The sequence below is a fragment of the Massilia mucilaginosa genome (assembly GCF_011682145.1).
In the GTDB taxonomy this organism is placed as follows: Bacteria; Pseudomonadota; Gammaproteobacteria; order Burkholderiales; family Burkholderiaceae_D; genus Telluria_A; species Telluria_A mucilaginosa.
In genome coordinates this window covers 1-20536 of the sequence record NZ_WHJH01000083.1, presented here as the reverse complement: position 1 = coordinate 20536, position 20536 = coordinate 1, and the positions used below count along the sequence as shown (strand labels likewise).

Below are 20536 nucleotides of genomic sequence, written 5' to 3'. Positions count from 1 at the left end.
CCGCTTTACCCTGCCCCGTTCAATTGGGTAGGGCGCCTATTGCCCACAATAGGATAATTCGAACCGAGCGGCGTCGAGAGCGACAATTCGGAATTGCGGATGACGTTTATGAAACATCCAGGCTAGAAGCCACACTACAGCACGCGGCGGCTCTCGAAGCGGCGCGTCTGGCCCGTCAATGGATCGTCGAAGCCGATCGCGCGCGCCAGCAGCTTGAGCGGGTTGGCGAAGTCGTCGCCCTTGCACGGCAGCGCCTCGGGATAAAACGCGTCGTTCATGATCGGCGCGCCCAGCGCGGCCATGTGCACCCGCAACTGGTGCTTGCGGCCCGTATGCGGCTGCAAACGGTACAGCATGGAATCACCGCGCATACCGATGACATCGACCACGCTCTCCGAATTAGGCTCGCCCTCCACCTCCCGCATGCGGAAAAACGGCTCTCCCTCCACCATGCGGCTGCGGTGCACCAGCGGAAACGTCAACGACGGCAAGGGCGCGGCCAGCGCTTCGTACTCCTTGTGCACGCTGCGCTTCTGGAACAGCGACTGGTAAGCGCCACGGGTGGCTTCCTGGTGCGAAAAAATCACCACCCCGGCCGTTTCGCGGTCGAGCCGGTGAATCGGCGTCAGCTGCGTCAACCCGGTGCTGTTCTTCAGCCGCACCAGTAAAGTTTCGTGCAGGAAGCGCCCTCCCGGCGTCATCGGCAGGAAATGCGGCTTGTCGACCACCAGCAAATGTTCGTCGCGAAACAGGATCTGTTCCTCGAAAGGAATCGGCGTCTCGGCCTCGAGCTCGCGGTAATACCAGATGCGCATGCCGCGCTTGAGCACGCTGTCGGGCACGAGCACGGCGCCGCCGCCGTCGACCACGTCGCCGCGCGCCATGCGGTCGCGCCAGACCGCCTCGCCGACATCGGCAAAATGCGCCGCCAGATACGCCAGCGCGCCCTCGGCCGGATTGTCGTCAAGCCACAAATAGCTGGGCGCGACGCCATCGCGGATGGGCAGCGGAACGTGCGCATTGGCGTCGGCCTGGCGTCCCATTACTTCATCGCGGTAGTGCGGTACGGCGGCAGTTGCGCCACCGGCGTGTTCTGGCTGCGCGCGTACAGCGGCAGCAGCACGTTCATGTGCGCCTGCATCTGGCGGATGCGCTCCTTGCCGCCCGGGTGGGTCGAGAGCCAGGCGGGCGGCGCGCCATTGTTTTGCGCCGCCATTTTTTGCCACAGGATAATGCCGGCGCGCGGGTCGAAACCGGCGCGCGCGGCCAGGTCCAGGCCGATCAGGTCGGCTTCGCGTTCATCGTCGCGCGAGAACTTGAGGGAGGCGAACTGGGCGCCATACTGGGCCACGGTGTCGGTCGTGCCGGGGTCGAGCCCGAACACCTGGGCGATCAGTGCACCGCCCAGGCGCGCGCCGACATTGGTCGCGGTCGACTTGACCGTCTGCCCGCGCCCGTGTTCGCGCAGCGCGTGCGAAATTTCGTGGCCCATGATGGCCGCCACTTCATCGTCGGTCAGGTTCAGCTTGGTGAGGATGCCGCTGAAAAACGCAATCCGCCCGCCCGGCATGCAAAACGCATTGACCTGGTCGGACGACAGCAGGTTGACCTGCCAGTTCCACTTGGCCGCTTCCGGATTCCAGCGCGTGGCGTACGGAATGATGCGCTTGGCAATGCCACGCAGGCGGATCACCTCCGGATGGTTGTCGGGCACCAGCGCCCCTTTCTGCTCGGCCTGGCCCATCAGTTGCGTGTATTGCTGCGCCGCTTCCTCATCCATGCGCTCGGCCGAGGCGAGCACGCGGTAGCGCGGCATCGGCCGCACCTGGATGCCGTCCTGCACCGCCGCAGCGGTTTTGCCCGACCCCTCGGTTTTGATCGGCGCCGGCAACGGCTGGGCGCTGGCCACGGTGGACAGGCTGAGCGCCACGGCCAGCAAAATTGGTCTGATCTTTTTCATGTTTCGTTTCTATGCTGTGTATTTGATAACAACATCATCGCAGGAAATCGGCTCCGATGCGCACACGATAAGCCACGCGCGCATCCGCACGATGACGCCGCCGGCCGCGCCTGTGCCGGCCGCGCCTGCGCCGGCCGCGCCTGTGCCGGCCGCGCCTGTGCCGGCCGCGCCTATACCGGCCGTGCCTACGCCGGCCGCGCCTTCTTGCGCAGCCGAAATACCGCCAGGCTGCCGCGCAGGTTGGGCAGGAACGAGACCGGCTTGCCATCGGCCAGCGCGACCCGCTCCAGCACTTCGAGGCCGCATTCTTCCGCAAGTTCCTCGAAATCGTAAATAGTCGCGCAGCGCACGTTGGGCGTGTCGTACCACTGGTACGGCAGCGACTTGGAGACCGGCATGCGGCCGTGAAGCAGCGCCATGCGGTGCGGCCAGTAAGCGAAATTGGGGAAGGAGACGATCGCTTCGGCGCCGACCCGCACGATATCGCGCAGCAGCGCTTCGACCTGCTGCATCATCTGCAGCGACGACAGGCACAGGACCGTGTCGAAGGAATTATCGGAAAACAGGCCGAGGCCTTTTTCCATGTCCTGCTGGATCACGTTGATGCCGCGCCGCGCGCTGGCCAGCAGCGAGTCGTCGGCGATTTCGATGCCGTAGCCGGTGCAGCCCTTGCCGCTCTGGAGATAGCGTAGCATGGCGCCGTCGCCGCAGCCCACGTCAAGCACGTGCGACTGCTCCGGCACCCAGTGCGCGATGAACGCCAGGTCGGGGCGCAGGCTGGAGAGGTCTTCAAAATTCATGCTTGCCCTTTCACCGGCATGGCTTCCCAGATGCGCTGATAGTAAGCGCGCACCATGTTCATGTAACGCTCGTCCTCGAGCAGGAAGGCGTCGTGGCCGTGGGGGGCGTCGATTTCGGCGTAGGTCACGCGGCGCCGGTTGCACACCAGCGCCTCGACGATCTCGCGCGAGCGCTCCGGCGAAAAGCGCCAGTCGGTGGTGAACGAGGCGACAAAAAATTCGGCCTTGGTGCCGGCCAGCGCGCGTTGAAGCGAGCCGCCGAATTCGCGCGCCGGATCGAAGTAGTCGAGCGCCTTGGTGATCAAGAGGTAGGTATTGGCGTCAAAATACTCCGAGAACTTGTCGCCCTGGTAGCGCAGGTAGGATTCGATTTCGAAGTCGATACCGAAGTCGAATTTGTAGTCGTTGTTTTCGGCGGCGTTACGCAGCTTGCGGCCGAATTTTTCGGCCATGTCGTCGTTCGACAGGTAGGTGATGTGGCCGACCATGCGCGCCACGCGCAGGCCGTTTTTCGGCACCACGCCGTGCGCGTAGAAGTCGCCGCCGCAGTAGTCCGGGTCCGACAAGATCGCCTGGCGCGCCACGTCGTTGAAGGCGATGTTTTGCGCCGACAGCTTGGGGGTGGAGGCGATGACGACGCAGTGGCGCAGGCGCTCGGGGAACATGATGCTCCACGCGAGCGCCTGCATGCCGCCGAGCGAGCCGCCCATGACGGCGGCGAACTGCGCGATGCCGAGGGCGTCGGCCAGGCGCGCCTGCGCGGCGACCCAGTCTTCCACCGTCACCACCGGGAAGGAGGCGCCGTACGGCTTGCCGGTGGCGGGATTGAGGTGCATCGGACCGGTGGAGCCGAAGCAGGAGCCGAGGTTGTTGACGCCGATGACGAAGAAGCGGTCGGTGTCGAGCGGTTTGCCGGGTCCGACCATGCTGTTCCACCAGCCGGTGCTTTTCGGATCGCCCTCGTAGGTGCCGGCCACGTGATGCGAGGCGTTCAGGGCGTGGCAGACCAGCACCGCGTTCGAGTTGTCGGCGTTGAGGGTGCCGTAGGTTTCGTACACCAGGGTGTACTCGGCCAGGGCGCCACCGCCCTGCAACCGCAGCGGTTCGGCAAAGCGCATCGCTTGCGGGGAGACTATTCCAATGGATGACATGAGATTCGAAAAAATTGTTTAGAGCCGCAGCCCTACATGCCGTCGTCCCCGCGAAGGCGGGGATCCATAGCACCTCTGCTCATAGGTGCCATGGGTTCCCGCCTTCGCGGGAATGACGGTTCTAAAGTTGGCTGGCAAATGGATACTGCGTTTGAATCAAATCACCTGCAACTGCTGCACCGCCTCCACAATTGCATGCGGCTCGGTGGTGCGTAAAATCTTGCGCGTTTGCGGGGTGATGGTGGTCAGGTCGCAATTCAAAATCTCCTGCTTGACCGACAGCAGCTGCGCCGGATGCATCGAGAATTCGCGTAGTCCCATGCCCAGCAACAGGCGCGTCAACTTCACGTCCCCGGCCATCTCGCCGCACACCGCCACGTCGATCCCCGCCTTCTTCCCCGCCGAAATGGTCATCGCGATCAACTGCAAAATCGCCGGATGCAGCGGATCGTACAAGTGCGCCACTTCGTAATCGACCCGGTCGATCGCCAGCGTGTACTGAATCAGGTCGTTGGTCCCGATCGACAAAAAATTCATGCGCTTGACAAACATCGGCAACGACAGCGCGGCCGCCGGAATCTCGATCATGGCGCCGACGTCGATCGCCGCATCGTACTTCTGCCCCGCCTCGCGCAGCTGCGCCTTGGCTTGCTCGACCATCGCCAGGCACTGGTCGATCTCGAACACGTGCGACAGCATCGGGATCAGCAAGCGCACCTTGCCGAACGCCGACGCGCGCAGGATCGCGCGCAGCTGCGTGAGGAACAGCTGCGGCTCGGCCAGGCAATAGCGGATCGCGCGCAGTCCCAGCGCCGGATTGAGCGCGGTGTGCTCGGTCTGGTCGAGCGGCTTGTCGGCGCCGATGTCGAGCGTGCGAATCGTCACCGGCCGCCCCTTCATCGCCACCACCGCCTTGCGGTACTGCTCGAACTGTTCGTCTTCGCTCGGAATCTTGTGCGCCTGCCCGCTGCGGCCCATGAACAGGAACTCGGAGCGGAACAGGCCGACGCCTTCGGCCCCGCAGTCGAGCGCGTGCGGGCAGTCGTCCGGCAGCTCGATGTTGGCCAGCAGGGTGATCACGGTGCCGTCGCGCGTGATGGCCGGGGTTTTCTTGAGCTTCGAGAGCTTCTTGCGCGCCTTGAGCATGGCGGCCTGGCGCGCGCGGTACTGCTCCAGCACCAGGGTGCTCGGATTGCAGATCACCACGCCGGCATCGCCGTCGATGATCACCCAGTCGTCCTGCTCGATCAGTTGCGAGGCCTGCGACATGCCGACCGCCGCCGGAATATCCAGGCTGCGCGCCACGATCGCCGTGTGCGAGTTCTGCCCGCCCACGTCGGTCACGAAACCGATGAACGAGCGGTCGCGGAACTGCAGCATGTCGGCCGGCGAGATGTCGTGCGCGACGACGATCATCTGCGGCTGGAATTGATCGTCCGTCAACGGCACCGGCGCCAGTTGGGCGGTGCCCATCAGGACCTTGAGCACGCGTTCGGCCACCTGCTGGATATCGGCCTTGCGCTCGCGCAGGTAGGGGTCTTCGATCTCGTCGAACTGCGCCGACAATTCGTCGATCTGCGTCACCAGCGCCCACTCGGCGTTGTAGTGGCGCGTGCGGATGATGTCGAGCGGCGCTTCCGAAATCATCGGGTCCGACAGGATCAGCGCATGCACGTCGATGAAGGCGCCCAGCTCCGTGGGCGCATCCTTGGGCAGGTCGGTCCACAGCGCCTGCAGGCCGCGATGCACCTCCGCCAGCGCGTCCTGCAGGCGCTTGACCTCCGCTTCGAGCTGTTCTTCAGCCACCAGGTAATGCTTGACGTCGAGCGCGGCGGGCGTGAGCAGGTGCGCGCGGCCGATCGAGATCCCGCGCGACACGGGGATGCCGTGCAGCGTGAACGATGCCATGGACATGCCGGTAGAGGTGCGCCCGACCGGCATTACTCGCCTTCGCCGAATTTGTCGTTGATCAGCGCGGTGAGCGCCTCGACACATTCCTTTTCATCGGCGCCATCGGCTTCCAGAGTGACCTTGGCGCCTTTGCCGGCGGCCAGCATCATCACGCCCATGATCGACTTGGCGTTGATGCGGCGCGCGTTCCGGGTCAGCCAGACGTCGCTCGAAAACTTCGCCGCCAGCTGCGTGAATTTGGCGGAGGCGCGCGCATGCAAACCCAGCTTGTTGATAATTTCAAGATCTTGTTGAATCATTTTTTGGTCGTCTCTTCACACGGATCGCACACCTGGTGGCCGCAGCCACCCCCTGGGTTCAAGTACCCTTTTTGTTACGTCGGTCCTACCCTGATACGATTGTCGACCCGCACCGCGCCGCTCTGCGCGCCGGCCAGCGCCATTTCGACCACCACGTCGAGCGTGTCGCGCCGGTAGGTGATGGCGCGCAGCAGCATCGGCAGGCTGATGCCGGCGATGACTTCGACGCGCCCGGCGTCGGCCAGCGAATTGCAGCAGTTGGCCGGCGTGCCGCCCTTGATATCGGTGATCACCAGCACGCCGGCGCCGTCGTCGAGGCGGCAGATCGCCTGGCGCGCCAGTTCGTTGACCTCGGCCAGGTCCTGGTCGGCGGTGACGTCGATCGCCTCGAAATGCTCGGTGGGACCACGGAACACGTGCGCCACCGCGGCGATAAACGCCTGGCCGAGCGGTGCATGGGTCATCAACAGAATGCCTACCATAATATGTTTGCCTTACTTTCCCTGGCTGCGCCGCTCGACGGCGTCGATGAACATCGCCGCCACGTCGAAGCCCGCCTGGTCGAAGATCTCCTGGAAGCAGGTCGGGCTGGTGACGTTCACTTCGGTGAGACACTCGCCGATCACATCCAATCCTACCAGTAACAGGCCACGCTCGGCCAGCAAGGGGCCGATGCTCTCGGCGATGTGCAGGTCGTGCGCGCTCAGGGGCTGCGCCACGCCGATGCCGCCGGCGGCCAGGTTGCCGCGAATTTCGCTCCCCTGCGGGATGCGCGCCAGCGCGAACGGCACCGCTTTGCCGTCGATGACGAGGATGCGCTTGTCACCCTGGACGATCTCGGGGATGTAGCGCTGCGCCATGATGGTTTGCGCGCCGTTGACGGTCAGGGTTTCGATCACCGAGCCGAGGTTCATGCCGTCGGCGCCGATGCGGAAAATGCCGGCTCCGCCCATGCCGTCGAGCGGCTTGAAGATCACATCGCCATGCTTGGCGTGGAAGGCGCGCAGGCGCGCCGCGTCCGAGGTGACCAGGGTGGGCGAGGTGAATTCGGTGAACTGGGCGATCGCCAGCTTTTCGTTATGGTCGCGGATCGCCGACGGCTTGTTGAAAATGCGCGCGCCCTGGCGTTCGGCCAGTTCGAGCAGATAGGTGCCGTACACGTACTCCATGTCGAACGGCGGGTCCTTGCGCTGGATCACGGCGTCGAACGCGGACAGGCGCATCGCGGCCTTGGGCGCGGCGCGGTACCAGTCGTCGGCGTCGCCGGTCAGGGTGATCTGCGCAATGTCGGCGCTGACCACGCCCTCTTCCAGGGCCATGTCGCGCTGCTCGAAGGCGTAGACCGCATGGCCGCGCCGGGCCGCCTCGCGCATCATGGCGAAGGTCGAATCCTTGTACGTCTTGAAGCCGGACAGCGGATCGGCGAGGAAAGCGATTTTCATGGGCGATTCCATTCAGGGTAATGCCTGATTTTAGCCGGAAACGCCGATGTTGGCTTGGGATGGGGCTGGATGGGCGAGCGCAGCCCCATCCCGCCTTAATAAACCTCGGGATTCGGATCGGTCCGCTCCATCTCGAGCGAGGCCGCAATCAGCCCCAGGCGCGCCACCACGCCATACACATAGAAGCGGTTCGGCGCCGCCGTCCCCGGCTTGGCCTTCAGGTCCGGCACCGCGTGCTGCTGGGCAAACGCCAGCGGCACGTACTGCGAACCGGGCGCGTTCAGGTTCTGGTCGATCCCGCGCTCGGCGTGGATCCGGTAGAAGCCGCCCACCACATAGCGGTCGATCATGTACACCACCGGCTCGGCCACCGCATCCTTGATATTCTCGAAGGTCGGCACGCCTTCCTGGATGATGACGTCGCTGATTTCCACGCCATCCTTGATCACCGACATCTTCTGGCGCTGCGCGCGGGTCAGTTCGCGCACCTCGCTGGCATCCTTGATGGTCAGGATGCCCATGCCGTAGGTGCCGGCATCGGGTTTCAGGATCACGAACGGCTTTTGCTCCTTGATCCCGTATTCCTTGTACTTCTTGCGGATCTTGGCCAGCAGCATGGTCACATTGTCGGCCAGGCATTCCACGCCCTGGTCTTCGTCGAAATTGATCGCGCCGCATTTGCTGTGGAACGGATTGACCATCCACGGATCGACATCGATCAGCTTGCCGAACTTCTTGGCCACTTCATCGTAGGCGGCCAGGTGGTTGCTCTTGCGCCGCAGCGCCCAGCCCGCGTGCAGCGGCGGCAAGAGCGACTGCTCGTGGATATTTTCCAGAATCGACGGAATGCCCGCCGACAGGTCGTTATTGAGCAAAATGGTGCACGGATCGAAATCCTTCAGTCCCACCCGGCGCCCGTTGGCGGACCTCACCAGCGGCTCGACCACCAGCATGTTCCCGTCCGGCAGCGCCAGCGGGGTCGGCTGGGTGATCTCGGGCGACAAGGAACCAAGGCGCACATGCAGGCCGGTCTGGCGGAAAATCTGCATCAGGCGCGCCACGTTCTGCAGGTAATGCGGATTGCGCGTGTGCCCTTCCGGCACCAGCAACAGATTGCGCGCGTCCGGGCAATATTTGTCGATCGCGGCCATGGCGGCCTGCACCGCCAGCGGCAGCATCTCGGTGGCAAGATTATTGAAACCGCCAGGGAACAGGTTGGTATCGACCGGGGCCAGCTTGTAGCCGGCGTTGCGCAGGTCGACCGAGCAATAGAACGGCGGCGTGTGCTCCTGCCACTCCATGCGGAACCAGCGCTCAATGGCGGGCGTGGCCGCCAGAATTTTCTTTTCGAGGTCGAGCAGCGGGCCAGTCAGGGCCGTGACGAGGTGGGGAACCATGAATGAGACGTCCTTAAAGGCTGCTTGGTGAAAATGTTGAACTGTTCAAATCGGGGCGGAACCGGCGTTTTAAAGTCCCGGCATCGGCCATAAAGCAAAAAGGCGCCCCGCGGGGCGCCTGGATCGACCCGCATGCGCGGGCCGGGGCGACAAAATGAATCAGGAATGGTAGGCCGATTCGCCATGGCTCGTGATGTCGAGCCCTTCCCGTTCTTCTTCTTCCGGTACGCGCAGACCGATCACCAGGTCCACCAGTTTGTAGGCAATGAAGGACACCACCGCCGACCACAGGATCGTGGTGCCGACCGCGGTCAGCTGCGTGATCACCTGGCCGCCGATCGAGTAGTCCGCCGATGCCTTGTTGGCAACGTAGTCGAAAATGCCCTGGCCGCCCAGCGCTGGCGCCGCGAACACGCCGGTCAGCAGCGCACCCACGATACCGCCCACGCCGTGCACGCCGAACACGTCGAGCGAGTCGTCGGCGCCGATCAGGCGCTTGAGGCCGTTCACTCCCCACAGGCAGATAATACCAGCCAGCAAACCAATGACCAAGCCGCCCATCGGACCGACAAAGCCGGCGGCCGGGGTGATCGCCACCAGGCCGGCCACCGCGCCGGAGGCGGCGCCGAGCATCGATGGCTTGCCCTTGGTGACCCACTCGCCCAGCACCCACGACAGGGTGGCGCAGGCGGTTGCCAGCAGCGTGTTGATGAAGGCCAGCGCGGCGATGTCGCCCGCTTCCAGGGCCGAGCCGGCGTTAAAGCCGAACCAGCCCACCCACAGCAGCGACGCGCCGATCATGGTCATGGTCAGCGAGTGCGGCGCCATGGCTTCGCGGCCGTAGCCGACGCGCTTGCCGATCAGGATCGCGCCCATCAAACCGGCCACCGCCGCATTGATGTGCACCACGGTGCCGCCGGCGAAATCGAGCGCACCTTTTTGGAACAGCCAGCCGGCTTTGGCGGTTTCGGTGGCCAGGCTGGCGGCGTCGGTGATGGCGTCGGGGCCGGTCCAGAACCAGACCATGTGGGCGATCGGCAGGTAGCCGAAGGTGAACCACAGCACCATGAAGGCGAGCAAGGCGGCAAACTTGATGCGTTCGGCAAAGGCGCCCACGATCAGGCAGCAGGTGATCGCGGCAAACGTGCCCTGGAAAGCGACATAGATGAACTCGGGAATCACCACGCCCTTGCTGAAGGTGGCGGCGTAGGCAAAGGCGCCCTTGGCCGGGTCCCAGATGCCGTTCAGCAAAGCCCGGTCGAAGCCGCCGATGACGGCGTTCCCCGGCGTGAAGGCGACCGAATAGCCGTAGATGCACCACAGCACAATGATCAGGGCAAACACCACGAACACCTGCATCAGCACCGACAGCATGTTCTTGGTGCGCACCAGGCCGCCGTAAAACAGCGCCAGCCCGGGAATCGTCATCAGGATCACCAGCACGGTGGCGATGAACATCCAGGCGGTGTCGCCTTTGTGCGGCACCGGGGCCGTCGCGGCGGCGGGGGCGGCGACGCTGGCGGTGGTCGGCGCAGGCGTGACAGCGGCCGTGGCCGGTGCCTCGACCGGGGTGACGATGGCTGCCGTGGTATCGGCTTTAGGCGCGTCCTGGGCCGAGGCCGGCAACACGCCACCGATGGCGCACAGCACCGCGAGTCCGGCCAGCCACTTTGTTATCGTTTTGTTCATCAGTATTCCCCTAAGCTTAAAGTGCTTCGTTGCCGGTTTCGCCGGTCCGGATACGCACGACCTGTTCCAGGTTATAGACAAAAATCTTGCCGTCGCCAATCTTACCGGTACGCGCGGCACCTTCGATGGCTTCGATGGCCTGTTCGACGATGGCGTCGTCGACCGCCGCCTCGATCTTGGTCTTGGGCAGGAAGTCGACCACGTACTCGGCCCCGCGATACAGCTCGGTGTGGCCTTTCTGGCGCCCGAAGCCCTTGACTTCGGTAACGGTAATCCCTTGCACATTGATGGCCGAGAGCGCTTCGCGCACTTCGTCCAGCTTGAAGGGTTTGATGATGGCGGTGATCATTTTCATGGCTGGCCTCTTAGAAAGTTTTGGACACGGTCAGCACGGCGCGCGAGCGGCCCAGGTCCTTGCCGTTGACCGGGCTGACATACATGTCGGTGTTGGCGCTGATGACGGCCAGCGCGACCGAAGCGAAACCGAGGTCCTTGGTCAGGCCGATCTTGGCGTCGTTGTAGCTCAGGGCAGCGTTGTGGGCCACACGCTGGCGGCCGATGTGCAGGTTGAGCACCAGGCCGGTGGCCAGTTCGAGGTTGGCGCCCAGGTCCAGGTAGCCGCTGCCCTTGCTGTCGGTGGTGCCGAACAGGTTGGTGGTCGAATGCGAGTACTTGATGTAGGCCGGACCCATGCCGACCTGGCCGTACAGCTCGAAGGTGTTGGCGCTCGGATTGAGGCCGTTCGACGGGTAGCCGTAGTACAGGCCGCCCACATCGTAGCTGATGCCCTTGGCAATCTCGCCGCGCTTGCCGCCGTACAGGTCGATTTCGACATCGCCGTCGCCGCCCAGATCCTTGGTCCACTTGATGGTCGAGGCCCAGATCCCGGCATACGCGCCGCTCGGGTTGTGGGTGTAGTCGGCGCCGCCCTGCACGGCCGGCTTCATGCGGGTCTGCGACAGGCCGCGGTAGCGGTAGTCGCTGGTCACGGCGGCGTTGAAGCTCACTACATTGTCGGGCACGGGCTCGTCGGCGGCCTGGGCCAGCGGGGCTCCCAGGCTTGCCAGCGCCAGGGTCAGCGCGGCGGCGAGAGACAACGGAGTAGACAGCTTATTCATGGCGGTTCCCTTATGGATTTTTAACAGAGACGGCGGTTGGGGTTTAAAATGAAGCCTGGGGCATGCACACTGCTTGATGACTCATTAGCAGAAGTCGTGCCAGCTCCGCTGACGCCCGGAGCCGACTTGTATTTGCGCCTGGCGTCCCCAACTTACTGTTAATAAACAGTAAAAATTCCGCGATTCCGGTCGCGGCCGGCCGACATGCACCAAACTGGCCCACCTGCCGCACCGCTGCGGTGCGCTACCGATTTCACGAGGATGACGATGGATATGAACAGCTTTTTCAACGACTTGCAGGGCAAGATCAACCAGGCCATCGAGAGTTCGCCTGCCAAGGATATCGAGAAGAACGTCAAGAGCATGATGACCCAGGGCTTTTCCAAGCTCGACCTGGTCACGCGCGAGGAATTCGATATCCAGGCCCAGGTGCTGGCCAAGACCCGCGCCAAGCTGGAAGCACTGGAACAGCGCGTGACCGAACTGGAAGAGCGCCTGAGCCCGGCCAAGCCGCCGCTCTGACCCTGCGCCGCCACTCCCGGCAGGCTAGCGGCGGATCAGCAGGCGTTCGACCGCATCGATCTGGGATGCCGAAAATGCCGTGCGGTCCGGCCCGCGGGTGAGCAATTCGCCCATGGCCCAGGCATAGATCAATTGCGCCCGGGTGCCCGCCTCGGCCGGGTCAAAACCAAGCGCCCCGAGCAGGCTCGCCACGAAGCCGACACGCCGCTCATGTACCCGGCGCAGCACCAGTGCCGCGCCCGGGTCTTGCGCGCCGAGCGTGTTGATGGCCTCATACAAACCGATATCGAGCTCGCCCACGCTCTCGAGCAGAAGGCGCAGCCGCGCCTGCGCATCCACGCCGGCCTGGTCGATGGCCCGGATGATCTGGTCGGTGGCAATCGACTCCCAGCGCTCGAGCACGGCCAGCACGAAGCTGCCGGCACTGTCGAAATGCCAATAGAAGCTGCCCCGGCTGACCCCCATGCGCTTGCACAGCGGATCGGCCTTCAAGGCCTGCGGGCCGTGCTCGCGCAAGACGGCCAGGCCGAAATCGAGCCAGGTCTCGCGCGATAAACGCGTCGGTCCTGCGGGACGAGGGGATGGCATGGCTGCTCCAGAAAAAAGGGATGGCGCAAAGGCGCCGGCGGATTCGTTTCGATGCGCCAGCATCATAGCCTACCTGCCTCCGACCCGGCAGTGTCCATACATAGTGTATAGTGCGACCATACACCATGTATGGCCGATCGCAGCAGCGCTTGGTCCGGACGTTGTCTTCCCAAGGAGCATTGCCATGTTTGCAAGAGTTACCCATATTCAAGCCAAGCCGGAAAAACTCGGCGAGGTCGTTGCGCTCTACACCGATTCGGTGCTGCCGGTTCTTCAACAGCTGCACGGCTTCAAGGGCACCTTTCTTCTCACCGATCCGGACACCGGCAAAGGCATGTCGATCACCTTGTGGGAGACGCAAGCCGATCGCCAGGCCGGCGACAGCGATGCCGCCTTGCACGGCCCGATTGTCGAGGTCATGCCCCTGCTGGCGGCACCGCCGTTGGTGCAAGGGTACGACGCCATCAGCGTGGCGTGAAACGATGAGCATGACGCCTGAACCGGCAAGATGGGGAAGGCGACGCTTGTTGCGGCGACACTACTTGCAGCGTCATTTCCTTGGCTATACGTCATGCTCCCGTCATCTGGAAGGATTATTCTGACTCTGTTGGCGACGTGCCCCTGCATTTCCCACAGGTTAGTCCGGTGACCTCGAACACCGGCACCAGACACGTGCAGCCGGAAACCCTCCGGCTGCTTTTTTTTGCCCGCTATCAGCGCGCCGGGACGCTGGCCACGGCCGACGGCGCGCTCAGGCCGCTGTAAGTCGATGCCTTGACCACATAAAAGGCAGCCGCATTGCCGCTCGCGCCGGTGTCGACAAAACTGGTGCCGGTCAGCTCGGTGCCGACCCGCTCGAATGGCCCGGCGGCGCTGCTCGATCGCAACACGTCGTAGCTGCGCGCCAGCGGACTGGCCGCCCACTGCACCGCGACGCCGCCGCTGAGCGCGCTGGCGCTTACTTTGGCGGGCGGCGCCACCAGGCTGCCGGGCTTCGATCCGGTCTTGACGTTCTCGAAACTGGCGGTGGTGGTCGCGCTCGGATCGCCCGAGGCCGTGAAAATACCCACATACAAGGTGTCCGACAGCTCCGGATAAATGATCGTGCCGATGGCCGACCAGTCGATCCCGCCGTTGGCCGACAGGTAGGCGTAGATAAAGTTACCGTGCCGCACCAGCTTGAGCGACATCGGCGCCACTGCCGTGGGAAACCGGCGCGCCGCGTGGTAGCCGCCGTAGTACTGGGTGCCGACGCGCCAGAACAGGTGAGTGCCGTTGCCGGAGCTGGCGGGCGCCACGTAAATCCGGGCCGCCGCCGTGGCCGGACGCGCGTCGAGCGCGCTGCGCATCATGATGCCGGCCACGCCGCCGGCCAGCGCGCCGGGGTCGGTGACGGTGGCGATCACTTCCGAGTCGCCCTTGAGCTCCTTGTAGGCGAAGCGATAGCCCTTCTCGGCGCCCGCGCCGGAGGCTGTCATCTTCCAGCTGGCGCCGCTGTTGATCGCGCTGCCCGGGGTTCTGACCGTGCCCAGGTCGGCTTGCGTGAAGCTGGTCGCCGCCGTCATCGCCGGCGCGGTGAACGGCAAGGTGATGGCGCGCGCGGTCGAGCTGTCGGTGGTGCGCCGCATTATCTGGCCCGAGTACGGTCCGCTGTAGGGTCCCGCTTCGCCGTTCGATTTGGCCAGGTCGCGGTATTCTGCGATATGCGGCGCCTTCAGGCCCTTGCGCACCGCGTAGTGCGTGTACAGGGTTTCGAACAGGTTGGCCGGCATGGTCTTGAGCGGCATGCCGCCGATGCGGTCGTAATAGCCGTAGCCGCACGACACCGGGGTGAAGGTGAACGGCTTGCCGAGGTTAAAGTTGGCGTAGTACTCACCGGCCGTCAGCAGGCGGTTGTTGCGCAGCGAATACAGGTCGATGCCCTGCTTCCAGGCGGTTTCGGCGATTGCGCCGTAGGTGGCCAGCTGGCCGTGCGCGTGCCCCTGGTCGCGCCCGGTATCGCCCACTTCGCCGTTGGACATGATCTGGTCGAGTCCGCCCGGGTCGCTCAGGTAGGCGTTGACGACCTGGTCGAACTTGACCGGACTGTCGAGAAATACCGCCACCGCCATCGCGGCCTTGAGCGCCAGTCCGCCCTGGTTGCACGGCTTGAGCAGGCTGCCGTTGCCGAGCGCGGTGCCGATGGCGGAGCTGCCGCCCACTTGCAGGCGGCGCCACCAGACGTTTTCCAGCCACGACTTCATGTGCGCGGTGTGGGTCGCGGTCCAGCCGGGATACAGGCCACGCAGGATATCGGCGGCCACGATGGCGCGGCCGGAATAGTCGCCCAGCATCAGCGCCGCCTCGACGCCGTCGAGCGAGGTGTTGGTAGCGGCCCAGGCGTCCAGGATCGAGATCGACTTTTCCGCGTGCGCGCTATTGCCCGACACGTACCACATCAGTGCGTGGTTGTAGGCCATCTGCATGTCGCGCTCGAAGGCACCACGGTTCAGGTCGATATTCCGGTTGGCGGTGGCGAACGGGCCAAGCATTGCGTAGTTCAGGGGCGTGCGTCCGCCCAGGAAACGGTAGCCGCTGGCCCACGGCTCTTCGCCGGCCAGCACGTGCGCCTTGTACTGCGCCAGGTCTGCCGCGTTGTGGCCGATCCCGGGATGGACGAAGTTGGTCACGCCGGTGGTCCAGGCCGCCGGCACCGCGGGCGGCGCGACGACCGGCGGAGTTACGACCGGCGGTGTCACGACCGGAGGAGTTATGAGCGGCGGTGCGATGATGGGTGGTGTGACGACGGGTGGTGCGACGACCGGTGGTGTCACAGCCGGGGGCGCGACAACGGGTGGCCTCGCGGCCGGGGGCCCGACAACTGGCGCAACGACGGGCGCCACCACCACAGGCGCAGTGACGAGCGGCGGCGGCAGCACCGGCGGCGGCGTGACGGGCGGGGTAACGACCGGCTCCGCAATCACGACCGGTTTGGCCATCACGGGATCGCCCACCGGGCTCGCATCGGCCACGGGAACGGCGTCCGGCGCGGCCGGCGCTTCCGGGGGACCGGCTGCCGGCGCGCTGTCGGCAACCACCGGCGCCGCCGGTACCGGGGTTGCCGGCGTCGCAACCGGCGCGCGCGCCGGCGGATCGATCACGGCGGCGAGATTTGGCAGCGCTTTGTCGGACGACGAGCCGCCGCAGCCGGAAAGCAGCAGCGATAACGCCAGGATGGACAAGGCGGGACGATGAATGACGGGGGGCATGACGAACTCCGGTGGGGCGATTGGATGAATGGATCAGCCCAGAGCCGTGACGGTTACGCAGTGTCCGACGGTTTAGCGTTGCCCAAATGTAATTTCGACAGAAATATAACAATCGCTTGTACAATTGTCAATACATTCCATATGCACAACAAAGCATGAGCTTATGTGCAACAATACCCCCTGGGGCGCACCACGCCGTGGCGCGCCGCCGACCTACAAGGAGCTGATCTCATGTTGGGATGGTCGATCATGATTACCCGGGAGACGCCGCAACAGCGCGATGCGCCCGTCCCCATCGACAAGGAAGCTATTCTGGCAGGCTGGGACACCGGCGCCTGCGGCACCGGCTGGGTCAATCGCCTGGTCAAGGCTGGCAAGGCCAGCGAGCACTTGCGCGGCGGCTATCCGAACCGTTACGTGGCGCTGGCGCGCGACGTGCTGCCGCTGATCGGCGCCGATGATATCGCCCAGGACGACTGGGTCCGGGACATGAGGCTGCATCAGGACAGAATCGCGGCCTGCCCGCCGGAACAGGCAGTGACGATCGAGGTGTGGGACCTGAGTTAGCCGCGGCGCCGCAGCCCCGCTATCAGGCCAGTTCGTCGGGATGCGCCGTCTTCCAGGCGGCGAATTGCTTGTCGAAGACGGCAAACAAGGCATCGCAGATCTCGGCCGGATCGTCGTCGAGCACCGGCTCGTCGTGCCCGTGCGGACCCTGGCGCTTGCCGAACATGGTCTTGAGGTCGGCGTTGAGCCAGATGTCGTCGAAGTGACGGAAGTAGGCGAAGGCGAACTGGCGCAGGCCGGACTGGTCCGCGAGGTGGGTATCCCACAGGCCGCGCGGCAAGGCCGCTTGCACCAGTTGCGCGGGACGGGCCTGCCTGTCACGCACGGCATCGAGCAGCGCATCATGACCGGCAAACATGCCGCGCTCGATCCATCCGCGTTCCAGCGCCCATTGCACGAACAGGCCGGCGCCACTGTAAATCTCGTTGACGGAATGGACCGCGCACAACACGCGCCCGCGCGCTATTTGCAGGCGGCCGTTGGTGGCACCATGGGTCGACCATAACATGAGCTCGACATCGCGCGCGGCGTCCAGCATCAGGGTGAAGCGCTTCTCGACCATGCCATCGCTGTCGGCCCTTTCCTCATAGTGTTCCGGCAGGCGCGCCGCGATCGCGGCCCAGAGCGCCTCGCCGTGCAGGCCGAACAGGACCGGTTCGGTATAGGCGCTGCCGAAAGCCACGTATTCGAGCACCGGGCAGATGGCCTTTTCGCCGACCAGCAGCGGCGGATATTTCTGGTTCACCACATTGCGGCTGAACAGCAGATCGATATCGGCATTCTTGGCCGACAGCCACACCGTATCGTCATGCTTGGCGTTGCCGATCGATTGCGGCGGGGCTTTGCCGAAGGTGCGCTCGGCGAAAGCGCACAGTTCGGGATCGTCGGCGGTGCGCCCGACCAGGCTGCACAGCATCTTGAGGCGCTCGCCCATGCCGTCGATGTGGTCGAGGTAGCCGGCGGGCATGGATGGCGCGCTGCCGCCGGCATGCGTGGGCGGCGCGCGGCGCTGCGGCGGGTCGCCCGCCGCGTAGGCGGAAAAATCGAACTGCCCGCTGACGGCCGCTGCGGAAATCTTGCTCTTGTTCAGCCAGGATGTGAAGGCCTTGCGCGCCGCGACCTGCTCCGGTTCCAGCTCGTCGTCGGCGAGATCGATCTCGGTCTCGGTTTCGCCCGCATCGATGGCCAGCAGAAAGGCCTCGAACGACTCGGCCAGCGTGCGCAGTTCGCCTTCGGAACCGATATACACGACGGCGGGCGGCTCGACCGCTTCGCACAGGCCGATCAGGGAACCGTCGGGCAGGCTGATGAAACCCCAGGTGCTCGCGCCCCAGCGCTCCATGCCTTCCCAGGCATCGCCGCCGGCCAGGTTTTCCGGCGCCAGTTCGAAATAGCCGAGGTCGCCGTATTCATAGGGCGCGAGCCAAGTGAAGAATTTGGCCATCAGGGCCGGTACTGGCCGGCCGATTTCTTTTTCCCATGCCGCTACGTCAAAATCCATCGATAGTCCTGTTCTCTGAAAAACCTGTGCGAACGCCGCCGGACGCGTTGCCGCGCGGCGGGTGTATGGATGCATTGTATGCGCTAAGTAGGCGGGCGCCGATTTAGCTTGCTTTCGACTCCGGGCTGGCCGGCCGCCTGGCTTGGCGCGTCACGCATGCGGCGCAGCTCAGGTGCCACATTCCATGCCCACCCATGGGCTCTCCATACATCGGTTAATTCGATCTATCATTACGTTATATTCGAGTTGTACGATGCTTTCGTGCGCCTTATAGTGAACTCACTAACCCAACAGGAGAAAATCATGCGCGTCACTATCCAGGCAAACGGATTTGTACTCACCGAGGCATTACGCTCGTACACCGAGCAGCGGCTGGCCATGGCATTGGGCTGGGCCGGACAGCACATGCGCAGGCTTGCGGTGTCGCTGTCCGACATCAACGGCCCGCGCGGCGGCATCGACAAGCGCTGCAAGATTCAGGTACAACTGGACGGCGGCAAGGAAGTCATCATCGAAGATACCGAAGCCGATCTGTACGTCGCCATCGACCGCGCCACCGATCGCGCCGACCGCGCGGTGGTGCGCCAGGTCGAGCGCAAGCGCGGCTTTAGCCACACCCGCCTGGCGGCCGGCCAGTCAGCGGAGCTGGACACTTCCGGACACGATGTGCGGGACCGCAATGACGACGCGGCAAGCTAAACGACTAACGACGACTGGGAGCATTCAATGAACGGTTTGGAAACAATTGCAAGCGCCCCCATGTGGGCGGGTTTTGTCGGCTTCGTGCTGATCATGCTCGCCCTCGACCTTTTCGTATTCGGGGGCAACAAGGCGCACAAGGTCAGCGTCAAGGAAGCCGGCGCCTGGTCGGCGGTGTGGGTCAGCCTGGCCTTGCTGTTTAACGGCGGCCTGTGGTGGTACCTGAAGGGCACGGTGGGCAGCGAGATCGCGGACCAGAAAGCGCTGGAATTTTTCTCGGGCTACCTGATCGAGAAAGCGCTGTCGGTCGATAACGTGTTCGTGTTCCTGCTGATCTTTACCGCCTTCCAGGTGCCGCAGCAGTATCAGCGGCGCGTCCTGATCTATGGCGTGCTGGGTGCGATCGTGATGCGCGCAGTCATGATCTCGGCGGGTGCGTGGGTGGTCAGCGAGTTCAGCTGGGTGCTGTATCTGTTCGGCGCGTTCCTGCTCTATACCGGCCTGCGCATGCTGGTGGCGGTCGACGAGGAACCGGATGTGGCGAACAACCCGATCCTGCGCTTTGCACGCCGTCACTTGCGGGTGGCCGAGGGCGACCATGGCGAACGGTTTTTCGTCGCCAAGGACGGACTGCGCTACGTCACGCCGCTGTTCCTGGTGCTGCTGCTGATTGAAGTGACGGACCTGGTGTTTGCGGTCGACTCGATTCCGGCGATTTTCGCCATTACGACCGACCCGTTCATTGTCTTCACCTCGAACATGTTTGCGATCCTGGGCTTGCGGGCACTGTACTTCCTGCTGGTGGATGTGGCCGACCGCTTCCACTTGCTCAAGTATGGCCTGGCCATGGTCCTGACCTTCATCGGCGCGAAAATGCTGATCATGCCGTGGTATCACGTGCCGGTACAAGCTTCGCTGGTAGTGGTGGCGGTGTTGATTGCGGCAAGCTGCGTGGCTAGTTTGTTTATCACCCGCAAGGATGACAAGAAGTAAGCCCCAGGAAGGAAGTAGGAAAGGAGGTCCGGTACGCCGGGCCTCTTTTTTTGCGAGCTCGCATCATTCCCAAGGCAAGCGTGAATGGCAACCTTGGTCAGTGAACTCAACATGCCCGCTCATCTCACTCTCTCACCGCAGGAATTTTCAGATTTTTGCAAAAGGCCATCAGAATTCGAAGCGGTTCATCTTCTTGAGCTTTTCGTCCCATCGACCTCTGGCAAATACCGTCACCGCCTTGTCCTCTTCATCGTCGTCGTGAAAGCCGGTCATCGTGATACCCAGGTTAAGGAGAATGATAAAACCTAAAAGCTCGTACGGTGCGCCATCCAGTTCGATCATCACCTTGAAAATTTTCTTGCTGGGCTCAAGAAAAAGCGGGTGGCCTTGGAATGTCAGTTCAGTCAGTTCGCTGGAAAATCCCAACTCGACCAGTCCGTTGTCCAACTTGCCATAAGTCAATCGTATGCCAGTTTCAAACCTGCTTTCGTGCCTTTCACCCAGCATATTTATTCTAACCACACTAGTCTTACTGTGTCATAAAAGCATTGTAAACTATTAGCCCTTGTGTATACTGAAACCTTCCATGACGATGGGGGTGAAGATGGACAATTTGGCAGATCTGGACGAGTATCTCGAACACCTTTGCAC

The 20536-nt window shown here is 63.7% G+C and carries 21 protein-coding genes; 5 read left to right on the top strand and 16 right to left on the bottom strand.

Annotated elements, in window-relative coordinates; translation table 11 throughout:
- Positions 1 to 134 precede the first annotated feature (134 nt).
- The 12 genes from F2P45_RS32505 to F2P45_RS32450 form a co-directional block, all read right to left on the bottom strand.
- Positions 135 to 1043: an RluA family pseudouridine synthase gene (locus tag F2P45_RS32505; RefSeq protein ID WP_166882350.1), complete on the bottom strand. Its 909-nt coding sequence runs from the start codon at positions 1041 to 1043 to the stop codon at positions 135 to 137.
- Entirely contained in the window at positions 1043 to 1960 is a 918-nt protein-coding gene (locus F2P45_RS32500) for a M48 family metallopeptidase (protein ID WP_166882349.1), read from the bottom strand. The genes F2P45_RS32505 and F2P45_RS32500 overlap by 1 nt, the downstream gene beginning before the upstream one ends.
- Positions 1961 to 2145: 185 nt before the next feature.
- Positions 2146 to 2760, bottom strand: a complete 615-nt coding sequence (gene metW, locus F2P45_RS32495; RefSeq protein WP_166882348.1) for a methionine biosynthesis protein MetW — start codon at positions 2758 to 2760, stop codon at positions 2146 to 2148.
- Entirely contained in the window at positions 2757 to 3878 is a 1122-nt protein-coding gene (gene metX / locus F2P45_RS32490; protein ID WP_229505420.1) for a homoserine O-succinyltransferase MetX, read from the bottom strand. The genes metW and metX overlap by 4 nt, the downstream gene beginning before the upstream one ends.
- A gap of 189 nt (positions 3879 to 4067) precedes the next feature.
- Positions 4068 to 5819, bottom strand: coding sequence for a phosphoenolpyruvate--protein phosphotransferase (gene ptsP / locus F2P45_RS32485; RefSeq protein WP_166882346.1), 1752 nt, complete (start codon positions 5817 to 5819; stop codon positions 4068 to 4070).
- Positions 5820 to 5851: 32 nt separating this feature from the next.
- Positions 5852 to 6121 (bottom strand): HPr family phosphocarrier protein, encoded by a 270-nt coding sequence (locus F2P45_RS32480; protein ID WP_166882345.1) that lies wholly within the window; start codon positions 6119 to 6121, stop codon positions 5852 to 5854.
- A gap of 74 nt (positions 6122 to 6195) precedes the next feature.
- The gene (locus F2P45_RS32475; protein ID WP_166882344.1) at positions 6196 to 6603 is read right to left on the bottom strand and encodes a PTS sugar transporter subunit IIA; all 408 of its coding nucleotides are present in this window, start codon (positions 6601 to 6603) and stop codon (positions 6196 to 6198) included.
- A gap of 12 nt (positions 6604 to 6615) precedes the next feature.
- Complete coding sequence (gene gshB, locus F2P45_RS32470; protein WP_166882343.1) at positions 6616 to 7563, bottom strand: glutathione synthase; 948 nt, start codon at positions 7561 to 7563, stop codon at positions 6616 to 6618.
- 95 nt (positions 7564 to 7658) lie between these two features.
- Positions 7659 to 8960: a glutamate--cysteine ligase gene (gene gshA / locus F2P45_RS32465; RefSeq protein ID WP_166882342.1), complete on the bottom strand. Its 1302-nt coding sequence runs from the start codon at positions 8958 to 8960 to the stop codon at positions 7659 to 7661.
- A gap of 159 nt (positions 8961 to 9119) precedes the next feature.
- Entirely contained in the window at positions 9120 to 10649 is a 1530-nt protein-coding gene (locus tag F2P45_RS32460; RefSeq protein ID WP_166882341.1) for an ammonium transporter, read from the bottom strand.
- A gap of 16 nt (positions 10650 to 10665) precedes the next feature.
- On the bottom strand, positions 10666 to 11004 hold the full coding sequence (locus F2P45_RS32455) for a P-II family nitrogen regulator (RefSeq protein ID WP_054266216.1): 339 nt from the start codon (positions 11002 to 11004) through the stop codon (positions 10666 to 10668).
- 10 nt (positions 11005 to 11014) lie between these two features.
- Positions 11015 to 11767, bottom strand: a complete 753-nt coding sequence (locus F2P45_RS32450; protein ID WP_166882340.1) for a TorF family putative porin — start codon at positions 11765 to 11767, stop codon at positions 11015 to 11017.
- A gap of 267 nt (positions 11768 to 12034) precedes the next feature.
- Between F2P45_RS32450 and F2P45_RS32445 the strand changes: the two genes are divergently transcribed.
- Positions 12035 to 12289 carry an accessory factor UbiK family protein gene (locus F2P45_RS32445; RefSeq protein WP_166882339.1) on the top strand — a complete coding sequence of 85 codons (255 nt, stop codon included), beginning with the start codon at positions 12035 to 12037 and terminating at the stop codon, positions 12287 to 12289.
- Between the two features lie 24 nt (positions 12290 to 12313).
- On the opposite strand, the gene F2P45_RS32440 is transcribed toward F2P45_RS32445, so the two are convergent.
- The gene (locus F2P45_RS32440) at positions 12314 to 12877 is read right to left on the bottom strand and encodes a TetR/AcrR family transcriptional regulator (protein ID WP_166882338.1); all 564 of its coding nucleotides are present in this window, start codon (positions 12875 to 12877) and stop codon (positions 12314 to 12316) included.
- 184 nt (positions 12878 to 13061) lie between these two features.
- Here F2P45_RS32440 and F2P45_RS32435 point away from each other — a divergent pair, with 184 nt between their 5' ends.
- Positions 13062 to 13355, top strand: coding sequence for an antibiotic biosynthesis monooxygenase (locus F2P45_RS32435; protein ID WP_166882337.1), 294 nt, complete (start codon positions 13062 to 13064; stop codon positions 13353 to 13355).
- A gap of 235 nt (positions 13356 to 13590) precedes the next feature.
- On the opposite strand, the gene F2P45_RS32430 is transcribed toward F2P45_RS32435, so the two are convergent.
- Positions 13591 to 16125 carry an alginate lyase family protein gene (locus F2P45_RS32430; protein ID WP_166882336.1) on the bottom strand — a complete coding sequence of 845 codons (2535 nt, stop codon included), beginning with the start codon at positions 16123 to 16125 and terminating at the stop codon, positions 13591 to 13593.
- A 249-nt stretch (positions 16126 to 16374) separates the two neighbouring features.
- Here F2P45_RS32430 and F2P45_RS32425 point away from each other — a divergent pair, with 249 nt between their 5' ends.
- Entirely contained in the window at positions 16375 to 16692 is a 318-nt protein-coding gene (locus F2P45_RS32425; protein WP_166882335.1) for a hypothetical protein, read from the top strand.
- A gap of 22 nt (positions 16693 to 16714) precedes the next feature.
- On the opposite strand, the gene F2P45_RS32420 is transcribed toward F2P45_RS32425, so the two are convergent.
- A complete protein-coding gene (locus tag F2P45_RS32420; protein ID WP_166882334.1) occupies positions 16715 to 18193 on the bottom strand; it encodes a hypothetical protein in 1479 nt (492 codons plus the stop codon).
- A gap of 303 nt (positions 18194 to 18496) precedes the next feature.
- On the opposite strand from F2P45_RS32420, the gene F2P45_RS32415 reads away from it, so the two are divergent.
- Both F2P45_RS32415 and F2P45_RS32410 read left to right on the top strand, forming a co-directional pair.
- Positions 18497 to 18892 (top strand): HPF/RaiA family ribosome-associated protein, encoded by a 396-nt coding sequence (locus F2P45_RS32415; protein WP_166882333.1) that lies wholly within the window; start codon positions 18497 to 18499, stop codon positions 18890 to 18892.
- A 27-nt stretch (positions 18893 to 18919) separates the two neighbouring features.
- Positions 18920 to 19885 (top strand): TerC family protein, encoded by a 966-nt coding sequence (locus F2P45_RS32410; RefSeq protein ID WP_166882332.1) that lies wholly within the window; start codon positions 18920 to 18922, stop codon positions 19883 to 19885.
- A gap of 168 nt (positions 19886 to 20053) precedes the next feature.
- On the opposite strand, the gene F2P45_RS32405 is transcribed toward F2P45_RS32410, so the two are convergent.
- Complete coding sequence (locus F2P45_RS32405) at positions 20054 to 20392, bottom strand: hypothetical protein (RefSeq protein ID WP_166882331.1); 339 nt, start codon at positions 20390 to 20392, stop codon at positions 20054 to 20056.
- Positions 20393 to 20536 lie beyond the last annotated feature (144 nt).